The 16,485-nt window shown below is 67.4% G+C and carries 17 protein-coding genes; 5 read left to right on the top strand and 12 right to left on the bottom strand.

The window, feature by feature from the left end; all coding sequences use genetic code 11:
* Nucleotides 1-51: 51 nt before the first annotated feature.
* The 6 genes from ACWIEX_RS14655 to ACWIEX_RS14680 form a co-directional block, all read right to left on the bottom strand.
* Nucleotides 52-1,452 (bottom strand): flagellar hook protein FlgE, encoded by a 1,401-nt coding sequence (locus ACWIEX_RS14655; protein ID WP_454033760.1) that lies wholly within the window; start codon nucleotides 1,450-1,452, stop codon nucleotides 52-54.
* A 176-nt stretch (nucleotides 1,453-1,628) separates the two neighbouring features.
* Nucleotides 1,629-2,642 carry a YcjF family protein gene (locus ACWIEX_RS14660; RefSeq protein ID WP_454033761.1) on the bottom strand — a complete coding sequence of 338 codons (1,014 nt, stop codon included), beginning with the start codon at nucleotides 2,640-2,642 and terminating at the stop codon, nucleotides 1,629-1,631.
* Between the two features lie 27 nt (nucleotides 2,643-2,669).
* Complete coding sequence (locus tag ACWIEX_RS14665) at nucleotides 2,670-4,115, bottom strand: YcjX family GTP-binding protein (RefSeq protein WP_454033762.1); 1,446 nt, start codon at nucleotides 4,113-4,115, stop codon at nucleotides 2,670-2,672.
* A 13-nt stretch (nucleotides 4,116-4,128) separates the two neighbouring features.
* Nucleotides 4,129-4,644, bottom strand: coding sequence for a SixA phosphatase family protein (locus tag ACWIEX_RS14670; protein ID WP_454033763.1), 516 nt, complete (start codon nucleotides 4,642-4,644; stop codon nucleotides 4,129-4,131).
* A 95-nt stretch (nucleotides 4,645-4,739) separates the two neighbouring features.
* Nucleotides 4,740-5,015 carry a hypothetical protein gene (locus ACWIEX_RS14675; protein WP_454033764.1) on the bottom strand — a complete coding sequence of 92 codons (276 nt, stop codon included), beginning with the start codon at nucleotides 5,013-5,015 and terminating at the stop codon, nucleotides 4,740-4,742.
* 43 nt (nucleotides 5,016-5,058) lie between these two features.
* Entirely contained in the window at nucleotides 5,059-5,904 is an 846-nt protein-coding gene (locus ACWIEX_RS14680) for an AAA family ATPase (protein WP_454033765.1), read from the bottom strand.
* A gap of 215 nt (nucleotides 5,905-6,119) precedes the next feature.
* Here ACWIEX_RS14680 and ACWIEX_RS14685 point away from each other — a divergent pair, with 215 nt between their 5' ends.
* A complete protein-coding gene (locus ACWIEX_RS14685) occupies nucleotides 6,120-7,913 on the top strand; it encodes a cation:proton antiporter domain-containing protein (RefSeq protein WP_454033766.1) in 1,794 nt (597 codons plus the stop codon).
* Here ACWIEX_RS14685 and ACWIEX_RS14690 read toward each other — a convergent pair.
* Both ACWIEX_RS14690 and ACWIEX_RS14695 read right to left on the bottom strand, forming a co-directional pair.
* Entirely contained in the window at nucleotides 7,849-8,958 is a 1,110-nt protein-coding gene (locus ACWIEX_RS14690) for a glycosyltransferase family 4 protein (protein WP_454033767.1), read from the bottom strand. The two genes, ACWIEX_RS14685 and ACWIEX_RS14690, sit on opposite strands and share 65 nt — an antisense overlap.
* Nucleotides 8,958-9,788, bottom strand: a complete 831-nt coding sequence (locus ACWIEX_RS14695; RefSeq protein WP_454033768.1) for a UDP-2,3-diacylglucosamine diphosphatase — start codon at nucleotides 9,786-9,788, stop codon at nucleotides 8,958-8,960. The genes ACWIEX_RS14690 and ACWIEX_RS14695 overlap by 1 nt, the downstream gene beginning before the upstream one ends.
* 128 nt (nucleotides 9,789-9,916) lie before the next feature.
* On the opposite strand from ACWIEX_RS14695, the gene ACWIEX_RS14700 reads away from it, so the two are divergent.
* The 3 genes from ACWIEX_RS14700 (at nucleotide 9,917) to ACWIEX_RS14710 (ending at nucleotide 12,453) form a co-directional block, all read left to right on the top strand.
* A complete protein-coding gene (locus ACWIEX_RS14700; protein ID WP_454033769.1) occupies nucleotides 9,917-10,696 on the top strand; it encodes an SDR family oxidoreductase in 780 nt (259 codons plus the stop codon).
* Nucleotides 10,697-10,819: 123 nt separating this feature from the next.
* A complete protein-coding gene (locus tag ACWIEX_RS14705) occupies nucleotides 10,820-11,743 on the top strand; it encodes a DMT family transporter (protein WP_454033770.1) in 924 nt (307 codons plus the stop codon).
* 89 nt (nucleotides 11,744-11,832) lie between these two features.
* Nucleotides 11,833-12,453 carry a helix-turn-helix domain-containing protein gene (locus ACWIEX_RS14710; RefSeq protein WP_454033771.1) on the top strand — a complete coding sequence of 207 codons (621 nt, stop codon included), beginning with the start codon at nucleotides 11,833-11,835 and terminating at the stop codon, nucleotides 12,451-12,453.
* Between the two features lie 28 nt (nucleotides 12,454-12,481).
* Here ACWIEX_RS14710 and ACWIEX_RS14715 read toward each other — a convergent pair whose 3' ends face one another.
* Nucleotides 12,482-12,865, bottom strand: coding sequence for a YybH family protein (locus tag ACWIEX_RS14715; RefSeq protein ID WP_454033772.1), 384 nt, complete (start codon nucleotides 12,863-12,865; stop codon nucleotides 12,482-12,484).
* Nucleotides 12,866-13,027: 162 nt separating this feature from the next.
* Between ACWIEX_RS14715 and ACWIEX_RS14720 the strand changes: the two genes are divergently transcribed.
* Nucleotides 13,028-14,197: a GGDEF domain-containing protein gene (locus ACWIEX_RS14720; RefSeq protein WP_454033773.1), complete on the top strand. Its 1,170-nt coding sequence runs from the start codon at nucleotides 13,028-13,030 to the stop codon at nucleotides 14,195-14,197.
* 22 nt (nucleotides 14,198-14,219) lie between these two features.
* Here ACWIEX_RS14720 and ACWIEX_RS14725 read toward each other — a convergent pair whose 3' ends face one another.
* The 3 genes from ACWIEX_RS14725 to ACWIEX_RS14735 form a co-directional block, all read right to left on the bottom strand.
* Nucleotides 14,220-14,831, bottom strand: a complete 612-nt coding sequence (locus ACWIEX_RS14725; protein ID WP_454033774.1) for an HAD-IA family hydrolase — start codon at nucleotides 14,829-14,831, stop codon at nucleotides 14,220-14,222.
* A 19-nt stretch (nucleotides 14,832-14,850) separates the two neighbouring features.
* Nucleotides 14,851-15,792: a c-type cytochrome gene (locus ACWIEX_RS14730; protein WP_454033775.1), complete on the bottom strand. Its 942-nt coding sequence runs from the start codon at nucleotides 15,790-15,792 to the stop codon at nucleotides 14,851-14,853.
* A 183-nt stretch (nucleotides 15,793-15,975) separates the two neighbouring features.
* Nucleotides 15,976-16,407: a c-type cytochrome gene (locus ACWIEX_RS14735; protein ID WP_454033776.1), complete on the bottom strand. Its 432-nt coding sequence runs from the start codon at nucleotides 16,405-16,407 to the stop codon at nucleotides 15,976-15,978.
* Nucleotides 16,408-16,485 lie beyond the last annotated feature (78 nt).

Consider the following 16,485-nt stretch of genomic DNA (forward strand, 5'->3'; position numbering starts at 1 on the left):
CCTGTTGCGAGATGCGGCCCTCCTGGGCCGCAGCTTAGGCAGATGCGCCGTTCAGCGGATGATGTTGAACACCGCGGTCAGCATCTCCTGGGCTGTGGTGATGACCTTGGTATTGGCCGAATAGGCCTGCTGGGTGACGATCATCTTGGAGAATTCGTCGGCGATATCGGTGTTCGACTGCTCGACGCTGCCGCCGACCATCTGCGAGGTGCCCAGCCCGATGATCGGCGGGCCGGATTCGATCGTCTCCTCGAAGGCGCCGCCGTCGAGCCGCTTCAGCGAGTTGTCGGCATTGAAGCGGGCGACCGAGACCTGGGCCAGCGCCACGACCTGGCCATTGCTGAAGGTACCGATCACCGCGCCCTCGGCCGAGACCGAAACGCGATCGAGTGTGCCGGCGGTGTAGCCATCCTGACGGATGCTGCGGGCGTCGATCTGACCGCTGACATCGCCGTTCTGGGTCACGCCATTGCCGCCGGTCGTCAGGTTGATGCCGGTGATGGTGGTTCCGTTGATCGTCATGGTCGGCAGCGTGATGTCGCCGCTGGCCGGGGAAACCATCTGCCCGGTGGCGCCGAAGGTGACGTTCTGGCCGGCCTGGACATAGGCGACGTCGCCTGCCGCGGTCGCGCCGGTATCCTGCGCGACGAAGAGGCCCCAGGTGCCCGTCGTCGGCGGCACCGCGGCCGGGTTGCCGTTGTCGATCTTGGCCCAGCGCATCTCGACGCTGGTGGCCTTGCCGAGCTCGTCATAGACGGTCACGGAGCCGCCCGGGATCGAGGTCGCCAGGAAGCTGCTGATATTGTTGCCCATCACCGCGGCGTTGCCGGCATAGGGGTTCGGCGCCGCGCCCGCCGCCGTGACCGAGGCAGGGTTCAGGAATTCGGTGCCGCCCTGGCTTTTCTGCGTCGTCGCCGGCACGGCCGGGATATTGGCGCGGTACTCGATCGAGCTGGTCGCCTTGGCCGGGAACTGCTCCTTGGTGATGCGCAGCACGTCCGGCTGCGTGCCGACGAGCTGGCCGGTCACCTGGTCGATCTTCAGGCCCTTGAGGTAGTAGCCCGCGCCGTTGACGAGGTAGCCGTTGGCGTCGAAGTCGAAATCGCCGCGCCGCGTATAGAGGTTGCTGTTGGAGAACTGGGTGTTGGCGCCGACGCCGCTCTGGCGCTGGTCGACCACGAAGAACCCGTCGCCGTTGATCGCGATATTGGTGTCGATGCGGGTCGGGTTGAGATCGCCCTGGATCGAGTTCGTCGCCTGGCTGAAGGCCGCGACCGAGCCGGCGACCTGGCGGTTCAGCGCCGCGTCAGGCACGAGATCGGCGAAGGCGGTATCGACGCGCTTGTAGCCCGCCGTCCGCGAGTTGGCGATGTTTCCGGAAATGTTCTCGAGCGCATAGGACTGCGCCGTCATTCCCGAAACCGCCGTGGTCAGCGCACTGAAAACACCCATGGAACCCTCACCTCGACCGGCAGCCCCCCAAGGGCGGCCCACAACTTCGAGGCGGTATCTGCACGGGGCGTGCCATGCGCAGAACCGTGCTATTTCAAGGGGTTGGATCGTTTACGAAAGGTAAAACGGCAGTCGGAGCCGGGCAGAAACCGCTGGGCCGGCAGAATCTGCCGGGCTCAGGCTTCCCCATCCTTGTCGCCACGCCATCCGCCGAGATCGCCCGCGACATCGGACAGGGTCGGCGCCGCCACCTCGACGAAAGGCAGCGGCCGGCACACCGCGAGCGCCGCGAGCCCGATCCGGGCCGTCAGCATGCCGTTGATCACACCCTCGCCGAGCTTGGCCGAAAGCCGCGCGGCGAGCCCCTGCCCCACCACCTGCTGGATCACGGCATCGCCCGCCGCCATGCCGCCGGTCAGGACGAGATGGTTCATCACCTGCCGGGCCAGCCGGAGCAGGCCGAGCGTGCCGGGCCGCCCGGCATAGATGCCGGCGATCGAGCGCAGCAATCGCGCGCAGGCGACCAGCACGAAGACGACATCGACCAGCGCCCGCGGGCTGACCGCAGTGACCAGCGAGACGCGCCGCGCGGCTAACGCGATCTGGGCGGTGGCCAGCGCATCGAGCGGTGCGAGCAGGCTGCGTTCCGCCACCGTCAGCATGTCGCGCGCCGCGAAGAGCTGCGGCAAGGCCTCCTGCAGGGCGGCACGGCCCTGAGCCGTCTGCGCCCGCCCCTTGTAAAGCGAGACGAGTTCGTCGGCGATCGCCCGGCCCTCGTCGGGCGTGCCCCCTGTCAGCGCCGCGACGGCGCGCTCGCGCAACGCCTCGACCTTGCGCTCGCGCAGGATGTCGCGCAGCACCCGTGCCAGCATGACCAGCAGCGCCAGCGTCGCGATCGCCGCACAGGCCAGCGCGGCATAGCCCAGCGCCGGATTCTGGCTCATCAGCGCGCGGATGGTGTTCTCGACCCAGACGCCGGCCGCCAGCGCCAGAAAGCCGGACAGCCCGGCCACGAACAGCGAGCCCCAGGAGAAACGACGCCTGGGCTTTACAGGGGCGACCGGCACGGCGGCATCGATCGGCTCGCTCTCGGGCAGGATCGCGAGATCGCCTTGCCGCAACGGCATCTCGCCGACCGGTTCGCCCGGCTGCGGACTATCGAGGCGGATGGCGCGCGGTGCCTTGCTCATCGCGAAAACCCGTTCATGCCGACATCCTCACGCCAGCCTGTCGCCGATCAGGAATTCCAGCGCACGGTCAAGGCGGATCTGCGGCGGAGGCTTCAGGCGCCCGCCCGCATCAGGTTCGACCAGCGGTGGTCGAAACCGCGGCGCCCGGACCTGCCAGTGTGCCTTCGGATCGAAGATCGCCTCGGGCCGCTCGGGCAATTCGCCGGGGAAGACAGCCGCTTCCGCGATCCCGTCGAAGACCTGCCCGTCGATCGTCTCGCCGGCCTCCGGTACGCCGGCGATGGCCGGCAATTCCTCGCGGCCTTCCTTGATCCGGACCTCATGCGTCGCCCGCACGGCCGCGAGCGCCATCGCCTCGACCCGCGCGCCGGCCCCTTGCGCTCGTGACAGCGCCCGCCCGACGAGATGCGACATCACCGCCGCCAGCCTATCATGGCTCGAATGGTGGATATGGTCGGCCTTGGTCGCGGCGAAGAGCACGCGCTCGATGCGCGGCGCGAACAGGCTCGACAGCCAGGAATTGCGCCCGACCGAGAAGGCCGCGAGCGCCTGCCCCAAGGCGGTTTCGAGATCGGCCAGGGCCGGTGCCCCGGCATCGAGCGCGGCCAGCACGTCGACCAGCACGATCTGCCGATCGAGCCTTGCGAAATGATCGCGGAAGAACGGCGTCACCACGACCCGCTTATAGGCCTCGAAGCGCTCCGCCATCAGCGCTGCGAGCGTGCCCGGCCGCACCTCCCGGTCATGGCCGAGATCAACAGGCGCGAAGGTGAGTGCCGGCGAGCCTTCGAGATCACCCGGCATCAGGAAGCGCCCCGGCGGCGTCACCGCGACCGCTTCAGGATCGGCGCGCAAACGGGCGAGGTAGCTCTTGAACAGGTCGCTCGCGGCTTCCGCCGCCAGCTCGTCCGGCGCGCCGTCCGGGTCCCGCCCCGGCAGGTCCGCAAGCCACTCCGCCGCGGCCTCGCGCCGATGCGCCTTGCGGGCGTCGGCGACAGCCTGCGCCGACCAGGCCTTGTAGTCCTGCCCGATCAGCGCGAGGTCGAGCAGCCACTCGCCGGGATAGTCGACGATATCGAGCGTCAGCGTCGCCGGCCCCTTGAACCAGCCGGCAGCTCGTTCGTAATCGATCTCGATCCTGAGTTCGGAGATCCGCCGGGTCGATTCCGGCCAGCGCCGATCCGGCCCGTTCATCGCCGCGCGATGCGCTTCATAGGGAAAGCGCGGCACGTCCGGATCGGGCTGCGGCACAAGTCGCACGCGGGCGATCCGCCCCTCGGATGAAGCCTTCAGCACCGGCAGCTTGGCGCCTTCGATCAGGTTCTGGATCAGGGCGGTGGTGAAGACCGTCTTGCCCGAGCGCGACAGCCCGGTGACGCCGACCCGCAGGCGCGGGCGCGCAAACCCGAGCAGGCTGTCGCTGAAAGCGAGAGCCGCATTGCGGGCACTGTCGAGATAGGAGGTGTCGCTCACGGCGCCGCGGCGCTCACTCGTCCGGGCCTTCGCCAAGCGAACCCGGGGTCACGAAACGGTCGAGTCGGCCCTCCCGCGCCGCGACCGCGTGCCAATGCTCGGTGGCGAAATCGATCACCGCGAGCCCTGAGCTCGGGTATTTCTGGCTCATCCGGGCTGCGGCATAGCGATCGCCATGGCCGGTCAGCAGATGCGCCAGTTCCTCGAAGCCGGGATTGTGGCCGATGAGCAGAAGCGTGCGGACGTCGCCCTCGATCTCCTGCACGACATCGAGCAGCCTCTCGGTCTTGGCTTCGTAGATTCGTGGCTCGAACTGAACCGGCGGCCGCTCCGGCAGCATCGGCGCAACCATCTCCCAGGTCTCGACCGTGCGCTTGGCCGGCGAGACCAGCACGAGATCGGGCAGGAGCAGTTCATCGGCGAGATAACGCCCCATCACCGGGGCAGCTTCGCGCCCGCGCGCCGCGAGCGGTCGGTCGCGATCGGCCACACCCGTGGGCCAGTGGGACTTGGCGTGGCGCAGTAACATGAGGCGTCGCATGGAGAGAACCTAGCGATGGTGGCATCGATTTGCGAGGGGCAGCATACATCCGTGGGCCAAGCGGAGACCCGTCGTCCAGCAGCTCAGTCCTTGGCGACGATCGTGACCGTGCACATATCGTTCGTGCCGAGCCCCGCCTTGTCGCATTGAGGCGCGGTCAGGTTGAAGAAGAAAACGTCCGATCCCTTACCCCAAGGACGGATATTTCGCCTGAACGGCCCTGCATCGTTCAACATCACGTCAGCGGAAAAAGCGCGCGTACGCCCCCGGACATGTTCGGGCTTCACGACGATATAGCGGGGCAGGAATTCCTCCTTGCGGAGCACTCTTGCAGCGAAGGAGACCTCTTCCATGGTCATCTGGGCGGCCCCTTGCGCATGAAGCCCGACTGAAAACTCGCGCTCAGCGACTCTCCCGCCGCGTCATGAAGGCGAGCTTCTCGAACAGCGAGACGTCCTGCTCGTTCTTGAGCAGCGCCCCGTGCAAAGGCGGGATCAGCTTGCGCGGGTCGCGCTCGCGCAACACCTCCGGCCCGATATCCTCGGCGACGAGCAGCTTCAGCCAGTCGAGCAATTCGGAGGTCGAGGGCTTCTTCTTGATGCCGGGAACCTCGCGAACCTCGAAGAACAGGCGCAGCGCCTCTTCCATCAGCCGCTTCTTGATGCCGGGGAAATGCACCTCGACGATCTGCTGCATCGTCTCGGCATCGGGGAAGCGGATATAGTGGAAGAAGCAGCGGCGCAGGAAGGCGTCCGGCAGCTCCTTCTCGTTGTTGGAAGTGATGATCATCACCGGCCGCTGCCCCGCCTTGATGGTCTCGCCGGTCTCGTAGACATGGAATTCCATGCGGTCGAGCTCGAGCAGCAGGTCGTTCGGGAACTCGATATCGGCCTTGTCGATCTCGTCGATCAGCAGCACCGGCCTGACCGGCGCGGCGAAGGCCTCCCAGAGCTTGCCTCGCTTGATGTAGTTGCCGATCTCGGAGACGCGGGGGTCGCCGAGCTGGCTGTCGCGCAGGCGGCTCACCGCATCGTATTCATAGAGGCCCTGCTGCGCCTTGGTCGTCGACTTGATGTGCCAGGTGATCAGCGGCGCACCGAGCGCCGCCGCGATTTCCTCGGCCAGCACCGTCTTGCCCGTCCCGGGCTCGCCCTTCACCAGCAGCGGGCGCTCCAGCCGGATCGCGGCATTGACGGCGACGGTGAGATCCTCGGTCGCAACGTAGTTTTCGGTGCCGGCAAAACGCATGTACGGTCCTTCTGAGCCAATGGCGGGACGCTAGCCCATCCTTTGCGGGCGCGGAAACCGCTTTTTGCCGGCGGCATCTGAGCGGCCTCGCCTAAAGGCTCGCGCCGCAAGGCGAATTTCTTTCCGCCGCAGCGATTCCAAGGTTGTGCTGCGCCGCCGCAAACCGCAAGAATTGCCGGCGCATCCCGCAGCCCCCGAATCGCAAGGTCCGCCCTTTGGCCGGAACAGTCGACCCTTCCGTCTACAAGGACGCCGTCGTCGTGCTCGCGACGGCCGGCGTGGTCGTGCCGCTGGCCAAGAGCCTCAAGGTCAACTCGATCATCGCCTTCGTCGCCTGCGGCGCGCTGCTCGGCCCGTTCGGCCTCGGCGGCCTCGCAGCCAAGCTTCCGCTGCTGAGCACGATCACCGTCTCGAATGCCGAGGCGTTGGCCGGCCCGGCCGAGCTCGGCGTCGCCTTCCTGCTCTTCGTCATCGGGCTGGAGCTCTCCTTCGAGCGCCTGATGACGATGAAGCGTCTGGTCTTCGGTCTCGGCCTTGGCCAGGTCGGGCTCTGCGCCGCCGCGATCGGGCTTGCCGCCTACGCGCTCGGCCAGCCGGCCGCGGCAGCCCTCATCATCGGCTTCGGCCTCGCCCTGTCCTCGACGGCGATGGTCGTCGAATTGCTGGCGGCGAAGAAGCGGATGACGACCTCGGCCGGCCGCTCCAGCTTCGCGATCCTGCTCTGCCAGGACCTCGCCGTCATCCCGTTGCTCTTCCTGATCAGCGTGCTCGACGCACAGAACGGCTCGGGCTCGCTGCTCGCCGGCCTGGCGCAGGCCTTCATCCAGGCCTTCGCGGCGATCGCCACCATCGTCGTCATAGGCCGGCTGGCGCTGCGTCCGCTGTTCCGCCTGGTCGCCTCGACCGATTCGACCGAGAGCTTCATGGCGGCGACGCTGCTGGTCGCACTCGGAACTGGCCTCATTGCCGCGGCTGCCGGCCTGTCGATGGGATTGGGCGCCTTCATCGCCGGGCTGCTGCTGGCCGAGACCGAGTTCCGCCGCGCGATCGAGGTCACGATCGACCCGTTCAAGTCGCTGCTGATTGGCGTCTTCTTCCTCACCGTCGGCATGGGCGTGAACCCGGCGGACATCGCAGCTCATCCCTTCGCGATCCTCGGCGGCGCGGCCGGGCTCATCCTGGTCAAAGGCACCATTATCTTCGTGCTGGCACGCCGCTTCCGCCTCGCCACGGCAACCGCGCTCGAAACCGCGATCCTGGTCGCGCCCGGCGGCGAATTCGCCTTCGTGCTGCTCAATGCCGCGACCGGCGCTCAATTGATCGATCCCGCTGCCACCAGCATCGTGCTCGCCGCCGTCTCGCTCACCATGGTCGCGCTGCCGCTGCTGGCCCGGATCGCCCGCAATCTCGGCCAGAAGCTCGCAGCCCCGGTCACGCTTCCCGATGAGGCCGCCGTGCTGCCGCCGGACGATCGCACGCCGCGCGCCATCGTCGTCGGCGGCGGGCGGGTCGGCCGCCTCGTCGGCTCGATGCTGGACGAGCACGGCAAGTCCCACATCGTCATCGACTCCGATGCCTCGCTGATCACCGCGCAACGCCGCGCCGGGCGCCCCACCTATTACGGCGACGCGACCAAGCCGGAATTCCTGCGCCTCTGCGGCCTGGAGGAAGCAACCGCGCTGATCGTGACGATCGACAATCCCCGCGCTGTCGATGCCATCGTCCTCGCCGCCCGCTCGCTACGCCCCGACATCGTCATCGTCGCCCGCGCGCGCGATGCGGCCCATGCCCGCCATCTCTATGAGCTCGGCGTGAACGACGCGGTCCCCGAAACCATCGAGGCCAGCCTGCAATTGTCGGAAGCGGCCTTGGTCGGACTCGGCGTGCCCATGGGCCTCGTCATCGCTTCGGTCCATGAACGTCGCGACGGCTTCCGCGCCCAGCTCAAGCCATCAGGCGCCGCGGCAGCCCGCGCCCTTCCCCGCCACGCCCGCTCGCGAAGGCTGTAAGCGCAACGGTCGAGCCTTCAGCCTCGCGCGGCAGGTAGCCGGCCTCGCGCGCCACGCGCCGGATATGGCCGTAGAACTGCGCGGCGCTCGCTGCCCAGCTATGGCGGGCCGCCAGTTCCAGACAGGCCGCGCGCGGCACCCTGAGCGCCTGCATGGCAGCGCGGCGCAGGTCCTCGTCGAGCACGGCCGCACCGCTGCCGGCGAAGACATCGCGCGGCCCCTGGACCGGAAAGGCGGCGACCGGCAGCCCGCTCGCCGCCGCTTCCAGCAGGACGATGCCGAAGGTGTCGGTCAGGCTCGGGAAGACGAAGACATCGGAGGAGGCGTAGATTCCGGCCAGTTCCTCGCCCTCCTTCAGGCCGAGGAAGCGGGCCTCGGGAAAGGCGCGCGCGAGATCGGCCCGCGCCGGCCCGTCGCCGACCACGACCTTGCTGCCCGGCAGCGTGAGCGACAGGAAGGCCTCGACATTCTTCTCGACCGCGACACGCCCGACATACAGGAAGATCGGCCGCGGCAGGTCGAGCAGGCTCTGCGGGCGCGGGTGGAACAGGCCGAGATCGACGCCGCGCCCCCAGCGCACCAGCTTCTCGAAGCCGTGCTGGCGCAGCTCCTCTTCCACCGTCCCGGTCGAAACCATCACCGCGGCGGCCGGGCCATGGAAACGGCGCAGCAGCCGGTAGCTCCAGCTCTCGGGGATCGGCCAGCGCGCCGCGACATATTGCGGAAAGCGCGTGTGGTAGCTCGTGGTGAACGGCCGCTTCTCGGCCAGGCAGGCCGCCCGCGTCAGCCAGCCGATCGGCCCTTCGGTCGCAATATGGATATGATCGGGCGCGAAATCGGCGATGCGCGCCGCGAGCGCCCGGCGCGTCGCCAGCGCCAGGCGAATATCGGGATAGCTCGGCAGGCCGACCTGATGGAACCCTTCCGGCGTCAGCGCCCGCGCCGTGATGCCGAGCCCGGGGGCCGCCGCGATCATCTGCTCCAGCGAGCGCACGACGCCGTTGACCTGGGGCCGCCAGGCATCGGTCGCGACCAGCACGCGCATCACGCGGCCTCGATCAGGTCCCGGACCGGAGCCGGGCGCACCGGCATCGACACCGGCTCGGCAGGCATCGTCTTCAGCCGCCCCTGCGGCCAGCGGATCAGCTCGAAGCGGCCGTCCTCGTGCTCGACGAAGGCGGTGCAGCTTTCGACCCAGTCGCCGGTGTTGATATAGGTGAGGCCATCGATCTCGCGCTGCGCGGCATGGTGAATATGGCCGCAGATCACGCCATCGGCCTTGTGGCGGCGCGCCTCGGCGGCAAGGCAGCCCTCGAACTCACCGATATAGTTCACCGCGTTCTTGACCTTGGCCTTGGCCCAGGCCGAGAGCGACCAGTGCGGCAGACGCAGGACGCGGCGCACCCGGTTGATCACCATGTTGAGCGCGAGCGCGACCGTGTAGGCCCAGTCGCCCAGCAGCGCGAGCCATTTGGCGTTGCGCACCACGAGGTCGAACAGGTCGCCATGGATGACGAGCATGCGCTTGCCGTCGGCGGTCTCGTGGACGATCTCGTCGACCAGGGTGATGCCGCCGAACTGCAGGCCGGTGAAGTCGCGCAGGAAGTCGTCGTGGTTGCCGGTGACGTAGATCAGCTTCGAGCCCTTGCGCACCTTGCGCAGCAGCTTCTGGATCACGTCGTTATGCGCCTGCGGGAAATACCAGCCGCTCTTCAGGCGCCAGCCGTCGATGATGTCGCCGACGAGATAGATCTGCGGCGCATCATAGGCACGCAGGAATTCCAGCACGAGATCGGCCTGGGCCCCGCGGGTGCCCAGGTGCAGATCCGAGATGAAGATGCTGCGGACCCGCTTGCTGTTATCCTCGTCGCTCATGCCGGAAAGCCCCTGCTGCTGCGATGCGAGGGCCGTGTGTCTGATTTGCGTTGCGCTTTGATGACGGCGCGGCCGATCCGTGCTCAGGGTGTACGCCTCGAATGCCTCCACGCTGATCGGAGACCACCATGGATCTTGGAATTGCCGGCCGCACGGCCATCGTCTGCGCCTCCAGCAAGGGGCTGGGCCGCGGCTGCGCCGAGGCGCTGGCACAGGCCGGCTGCACCGTCGTCATCAACGGCCGCGACGCCACCACCCTGGAAGCCACCGCCGCCGCGATTCGCGCCGCGACCGGCGCAACCGTGATCGCCGTCGTCGCCGACGTCTCGACCAGGGCCGGCCAGGACGCGCTGCTGGCCGCCGCCCCCAATCCCGATATCCTCGTCAACAATAATGGCGGCCCGCCGCCCAAGCCCTTCCGTCAGGTGACGCGCGAGGGCCTGCTCGAAGGCGTCGTCCAGAACATGGCGACCCCCTTGGAGCTGGTGCAGCGCGTCATCGACGGCATGGTCGAGCGCGGCTTCGGCCGGATCATCAACATCACCTCGGCGAGCGTCGTAACCCCGCTGACCGGGCTCGACGTCTCCTCGGCCGCGCGCGCCGGCCTCACCGCCTTCCTCTCCGGCGTCGCCCGCGAGGTCGCGCATGCCAACGTCACCATCAACAACATCCTGCCCGGCGTCTTCGACACCGACCGGATCAAGACCGCGACCAACAAGGTCGCCGAGATGCAGGGCATCAGCATCGAGCAGGCCACCAAGAACCGGCTCGCCGCGGTACCTGCCGGCCGCCTCGGGACGCCCGACGAGTTCGGCAAGCTCTGCGGCTTCGTCGCCAGCGCCCATGCCGGCTATATCACCGGCCAGAACTTCCTGATCGACGGCGGCGCCTTCCGCGGCACCTTCTGAGGGCAGTCCCACGCCAATGACCTAGCCGGGTTGCGACGTTCACGCTTCGCTTCCCGGCTTCGACATGATCTAAGGAGCGAACGGTTTCGCTCGAAACCATCCTAAGCTCCTCGGCCGCGCGCTTTGTCCCCTCTTCTCGGCATCACCCTCAAGCTGGTCTCGGCGCTGGCCTTCACGCTGATGTCGGCCGGGATCAAGTCGATCTCGACGCGCTATCCGACCGGCGAGATCGTCTTCATCCGCTCCTTCTTCGCGATGATCCCGCTGCTCATCTGGCTGGCCTGGCGCTCCGAGCTGCCCGCCGCCCTGAAGACCGACAATCTGCGCGGCCATCTCAAACGCGGCATCATGGGCTCGACCGGTATGTTCTGCGGCTTCGCGGCGCTGCAGTTCCTGCCGCTCTCGGAGGCCGTCGCGATCGGCTATGCCGCCCCGCTGGCCGTCGTGGTGCTGGCCGCGCTCGTCCTCAAGGAACGGGTGCGCATCTATCGCTGGAGCGCGGTGACGATCGGCTTCGTCGGCGTGCTCATCATGCTCTCGCCGCATCTCGGCGCCGGCGCTCATCCTGTCGGCAGCAATGCGGCGCTTGGAGCCATGCTGGGCTTGGCTGGCGCCTTCTGCTCGGCCTTCGCTTCGGTCGAGGTGCGCCTCCTGACCGCGACCGAGCGCACCGGTGCCATCGTCTTCTACTTCATGCTGCTGACCAGCCTGCTCGGCCTCTCGACCATCCTGCTCGGCTGGAACATGCCCAATCTTCAGGATGCGGTGATGATGGTCCTGATCGGCATCCTCGGCGGCCTCGGCCAGATCCTGATCGTCCAGGCCTATCGCTACGGCGACGCCTCGCTGATCGCGCCCTTCGAATACTCGACCATGCTCTGGGCGGTTGCGATCGGCTGGTTCTGGTTCGGCGAATGGCCGGCTCTGGCGATCCTGATCGGTGCGACCATCGTCATCGCCTCGGGCATCTACGTGATCCTGCGCGAACGCCAGCTCGGCCTTGCCCGCCGCGAGCAGCGCGAGGTCGGCCCCAGCCGCATGACCTGACGACATCGCTTGGACGCGGGCACAGTTCGCTTGTTCAAACGATCGTCCGCCGTTACAAACGACGCCACAGTCGAAAAGGGGCCGGATGCATGGGAATCGAGACGAAAGAGCGCGGCGGGCGGGAGCTTGAATCCGGGGCTCAGGTCATCTCGGGCCAGCTCGGCAAGACCATCCAGCGCCTGCGCAAGGCCTACAATTTCTCGCTCTCCGACCTCGCCGAGCAGTCCGGCGTCGCCAAGTCGATCATCAGCCAGATCGAGCGCAACGAGACCAATCCGACGCTGGCGACGATCTGGCGGCTGTCGCAGGCGCTCGACATCTCGATCGAGCGCGTCCTCTCCAGCGGCGAGGAAGAGCCCTTCATCGACAAGACCACTCGCGCCGACACGCCGATCCTGGTCTCCGAGGACGGCAAGCTGCGCCTCGCCATCGTCGGCTGGATCAAGACGGTCGAATGGCTGCAATGGTACGAGGTCTCGTCCGAGCCCGGCGGCGAGCTCGATTCCGAGGGCCATCAGCGCGGCTCGATCGAATCGCTCTCGGTGACCTCGGGCGAGTTCGAGGTCGAGGTCGGCGACATCATCCAGCGCGCCAAGGCCGGCGAGACGCTGCGCTATCGCTGCGATCGCCGCCATGTCGTTCGCTGTGTCGGAGCCGAGCCCGGAACCGCTCTGATGGTCTGCATCCTCAAGGCCGCGGTGATGGAGTAGTCACGCTCCCGCCCAACCGCGCCGGATTTCAGTCCTGTAGCGCCAGCAGGTTGGCATCCCGCGCGAGCCGCCATTGGCCGTCGGCCTCCTTGTGCAGCAGGGTCAGCGTATAGCCCGCCCGGCGAACAGGCTCGCCGCCCGGCGGCATCGCCTGCATCGCAATGCGATTGCGAATGAACGCCCAGTCCCCGAGGACCCGCAATTCAACGATTTCGCTGGTGCCATCGATCCGGCCGCCGGCCGCTCCCTTCGAGAGGGCCGCGAAAGCCTCCTTGCCGAAGGGCTCCTGCCCGGGGACCATGAAGATCACGTCCTCGGTCATCAGGCCGAGAATGGTGTCGAGGTCGCCGCTGCGGCTCGCCGTCATCCAGGTGTCGACCACCTGCCGGATCGCCCGTTCGTCATCGCTCATGTCGCGGGTCTCCTTCCTCCTGCCCCCGGATACCCCGCCTTGTCACGCATCGGCACAAGCTGGAGTTAACTTCTCTGGGCTAGATAGAACCTTGGCTTGGGCGCATGGGGAGCAGTTGATCATGCCTGAAGCCGAACGCTGGCAGCATTGACGGCGATACCGATGGATCTCGCAACCCTCTGGTATCTCACCACCGGAACGGCGCTCATCGCAGCCATCATGACCCTCTGGGAGCGCAAGGCGCAGGCCCAGCGCTCGCACGAGCTCGGTCTTTGGGCGGTCGCCTATGTCGTGTTTGCCGCGGGCTGCATCGTGGCGATGAACCGGGATGCGTTCCCCGGCGTCTCCGGCTCCGCCGTCACCAACATCATCATGATGCTCGGCTATTTCCTGATGCTCCAGGGAGCCCTGGCACTGGACGGCCGTAGGCTGCACCCCGCCCTGATCCTCGGCTGGCTGGCCGTCACGGGAATCGCCTGGTTCGCTGCCGGCGTCAGTGCGGTGGGTCTCCTCTGGAATCACGTCAGCTCGTTTCCGATCGCGGTCGTCTGCGGCTTGACCGCATTCGTGCTGCTGCGCAGCCTGACCGTTCAGGCGCTACGCTCCCGCCCGATCGCCGTCGCGGTCTTTGCCGGCCACGCCCTGTTCTATGCCGCCCGCACCTTCGTCGTCCCGGTCATCGCGTCGATCCATGGCGACGACGTGCTCGCGCTCGTGGCGGAGATCACAATGTACGAGGCCGTGCTCTTCACGGTCGCGATGCCGATGTCGCTTCTGGCGCTCGTGCGCGAGGAGGACAGGGCCAACCTCCTGGCGACGGCCCGTACCGACTTCCTGACCGCGCTGAACAACCGGCAGGGCTTCTTCGAGCTTGCTCCCCGCCATTTGAGCAGCGCCGGGAGGGATATGCCGCATTCCCTGCTCGCCTTCGATCTCGATCACTTCAAGGCCATCAACGATCGCTACGGCCATGATGCAGGCGACCGGGTCCTCAAGCATTTCGCCGACATCGCGCGGGAAATCGCCGGGCCGCAGGCCATGAGCGCGCGGCTCGGCGGCGAGGAATTCGCGATCCTGCTGCCGAACACCAAAGGTCCCGACGCCCATGCGATCGGGCAGAGCATCGCCCGGCGCTTCACCGAGACGGCCGCGCAGCACGAGGGCCTCGGGATTGCAGCGACCGTCAGCATCGGCCTCGCCGAGGCCAGCGGCGAGCAGGCCGACCTGATCGCGCTTCTGGCCGCCGCCGATCGCGCGCTCTATCGGGCCAAGATGCTCGGCCGCAACCGCATCGAGATTACGAAGCTCGAACCGGTCGCCAGGGCAGCTTAACGCCCCCGAACTGGGACTGCCGCTACCGGTTTCTCGCCGCTTCTGCCAGCAGGCCGGCCAACGGCCGGGTTCCGTCCCAGAGCGCCGCGCTCCATCCTTCCCCGCGCGCCGCGTCGACATTCGTCTGCTTGTCGTCGATGAAGAAGATCTCGTCAGGCGCGAAGCCGGATCGTGCCGCCGCGGCCTGGAAGAACTCCGCCTTAGGCTTGGCCCAGCCGAGTTCGGCAGCATAGTGCATCCCGTCGAAATGCTGCTTCAGCGCGAGCGCGTCCCAGATGTAGCGGGCGCGCTCATGCTCCTGCACGGTGGCGAGATGCAGCTTCACCCCGCCTGCCCGGATCGGCGCGAGCTGCGCCAACAGCCCTTGATCGAGATGGGCATCGTTCTCGAACCAGTAGCGGATCAGCCGGTCGACCCCGAGCCCCGGCGCGATCTCAGCCAACACCCGTGCGAGGCGCTCCCGCAAACCCGCACGCCCGAGAATGACGTCCTGCCAGTGCGGTTCGAAGAACGCCGACTGGAGCAGCGCCGGCGACAGGCCGAGATCGCATTCGAGATGGGCGGCCCATCCCCGGGGATCGGGGTGTACGATCACGACGCCATCGACATCGACCATGACGGCCTTGAAGCGCATGCCGCCTCGCTGCGGCGCTTCAGGGCGCCTTGGCCTGCGGCCGCGCCGGCCCTTCCACCGCCGGCAGCGACTTCAGGTATTCCGCCATCGCCATCCGATCGGCCTCGGGCAACTGCGCGATATTGCGCACGACCGACGCCATCGAGCCGCCGACGCTGTCGAAATCCGGCGTGAAGCCGGTCTTCAGCAGTTCTGCGATCTCCTCCTTCGACCACTTGGCGAGACCGTTCTCAGATTGCGTGATGTTCGGCACCCAGCCCTTGCCTTCGGGATCGGGACCGCCGGCGAAGCGGGTCGCCGGGACGATGGCGCCGAGCGCGTTGCGGGCGGAATGGCACTCGGCGCAATGGCCGGGGCCATTGACCAGATAGGCGCCGCGGTTCCAGGCCTCGCTCTGGCCCGGATCGGGCCGGAACGGAGCGCCCTCGAAGAACAGCAGCTTCCAGCCGCCGACGACCCGCCGGATGTTGAAGGGGAAGCGGAGATCATGTGCCGCTGCCTTGCCCTCGACCGGCGGCAGCGTGCGGATATAGGCGAAGAGATCAGCCAGCGCCTTCGGCGGCATCAGCCGGTAGGAAGTATAGGGGAAGGACGGGTAGAGATGCTGCCCGGAGGGCGAGACGCCCGCCGCCATCGCATCGACGAAATCCTGCACGCCCCAGTTGCCGATGCCGTCACGCGTGTGCGGCGAGATGTTGGGCGCATGGAAGGTGCCGAAAGGCGATGCCAGCGCAAGCCCGCCCCCGAGCCTGAGCTTGTCGTCCTGTCCGGGCGTCGCATGGCAGGAGGTGCAGCCACCGGCCGAAAACAGCAGCTTGCCGTTCTCGACATCCGCCGCCGGCAACGCCCCGATCTCCGGCGAGGGTGAAACCACACGCGGGTCGGTCAGCACGTAGAAGCCCGCGAAAGCGACGACCGCCAGAAGGACGAGGGTCACGAAAAGGCGGCGCAGCAACAGCATCGAGGTCTCCCGTCAGCACGTCCGGCAGATTGGACGGGCTGGCACGTCATCGGCAACCCTGAAATCGCAGCAATTCCAGACTGGCCCGTTTTCAACGCCCGTGAGCGGCCAAAAGCTCCCTCAGCCACGAAAAAGCGGGTCGCCATCGCTGGCGCCCGCTTCCGGAACCGGCCGCGAGACCGGTCACTTCTTGATGCGGTAGACCTCGTGGCAGGTGCCGCAGTTCTTCGTGGCCGCGCCGAAGGCGGTGCGGAAACCATCGAGATTGGCGACGGTCGCACCAGCGGCGGCATCGGTCTCGAACTTGGCGAAGGCCGCCTTGAAGCCGGCCTGGTCCTCCCAGATCTTCGGAGCAGCCGTGGTCTCGCCGCCGGTCTTGGAGGAATCCGGGAACAGGGTGGGCATCTTCTTGGCCGCATCGGCATAGGTCTTGAAGATCGCCTGCGCCTTGGCGGCATCGAAGGCGGCTTCGCCCTTGGCCATCGCCGCCCCCTCGCGCGTGGCCCCGCCGACGCCCTTCATCGTCTGCTGGCGCTCCGCGATCGGGTTCGACTGCGCCATCACGGCGGTAAGGCCGAGCCCGAGGCCGGCAAGAACGAGAGCGGTGCGGATCATTCAGTTCCCCTCACAGACAAGTTCGCGCCATCCGGCGCTGTTTTGAACTCGTCCAGATCAAACGATGATCGCAACCTA

Source organism: Allobosea sp. NPDC055353 (assembly GCF_053644975.1).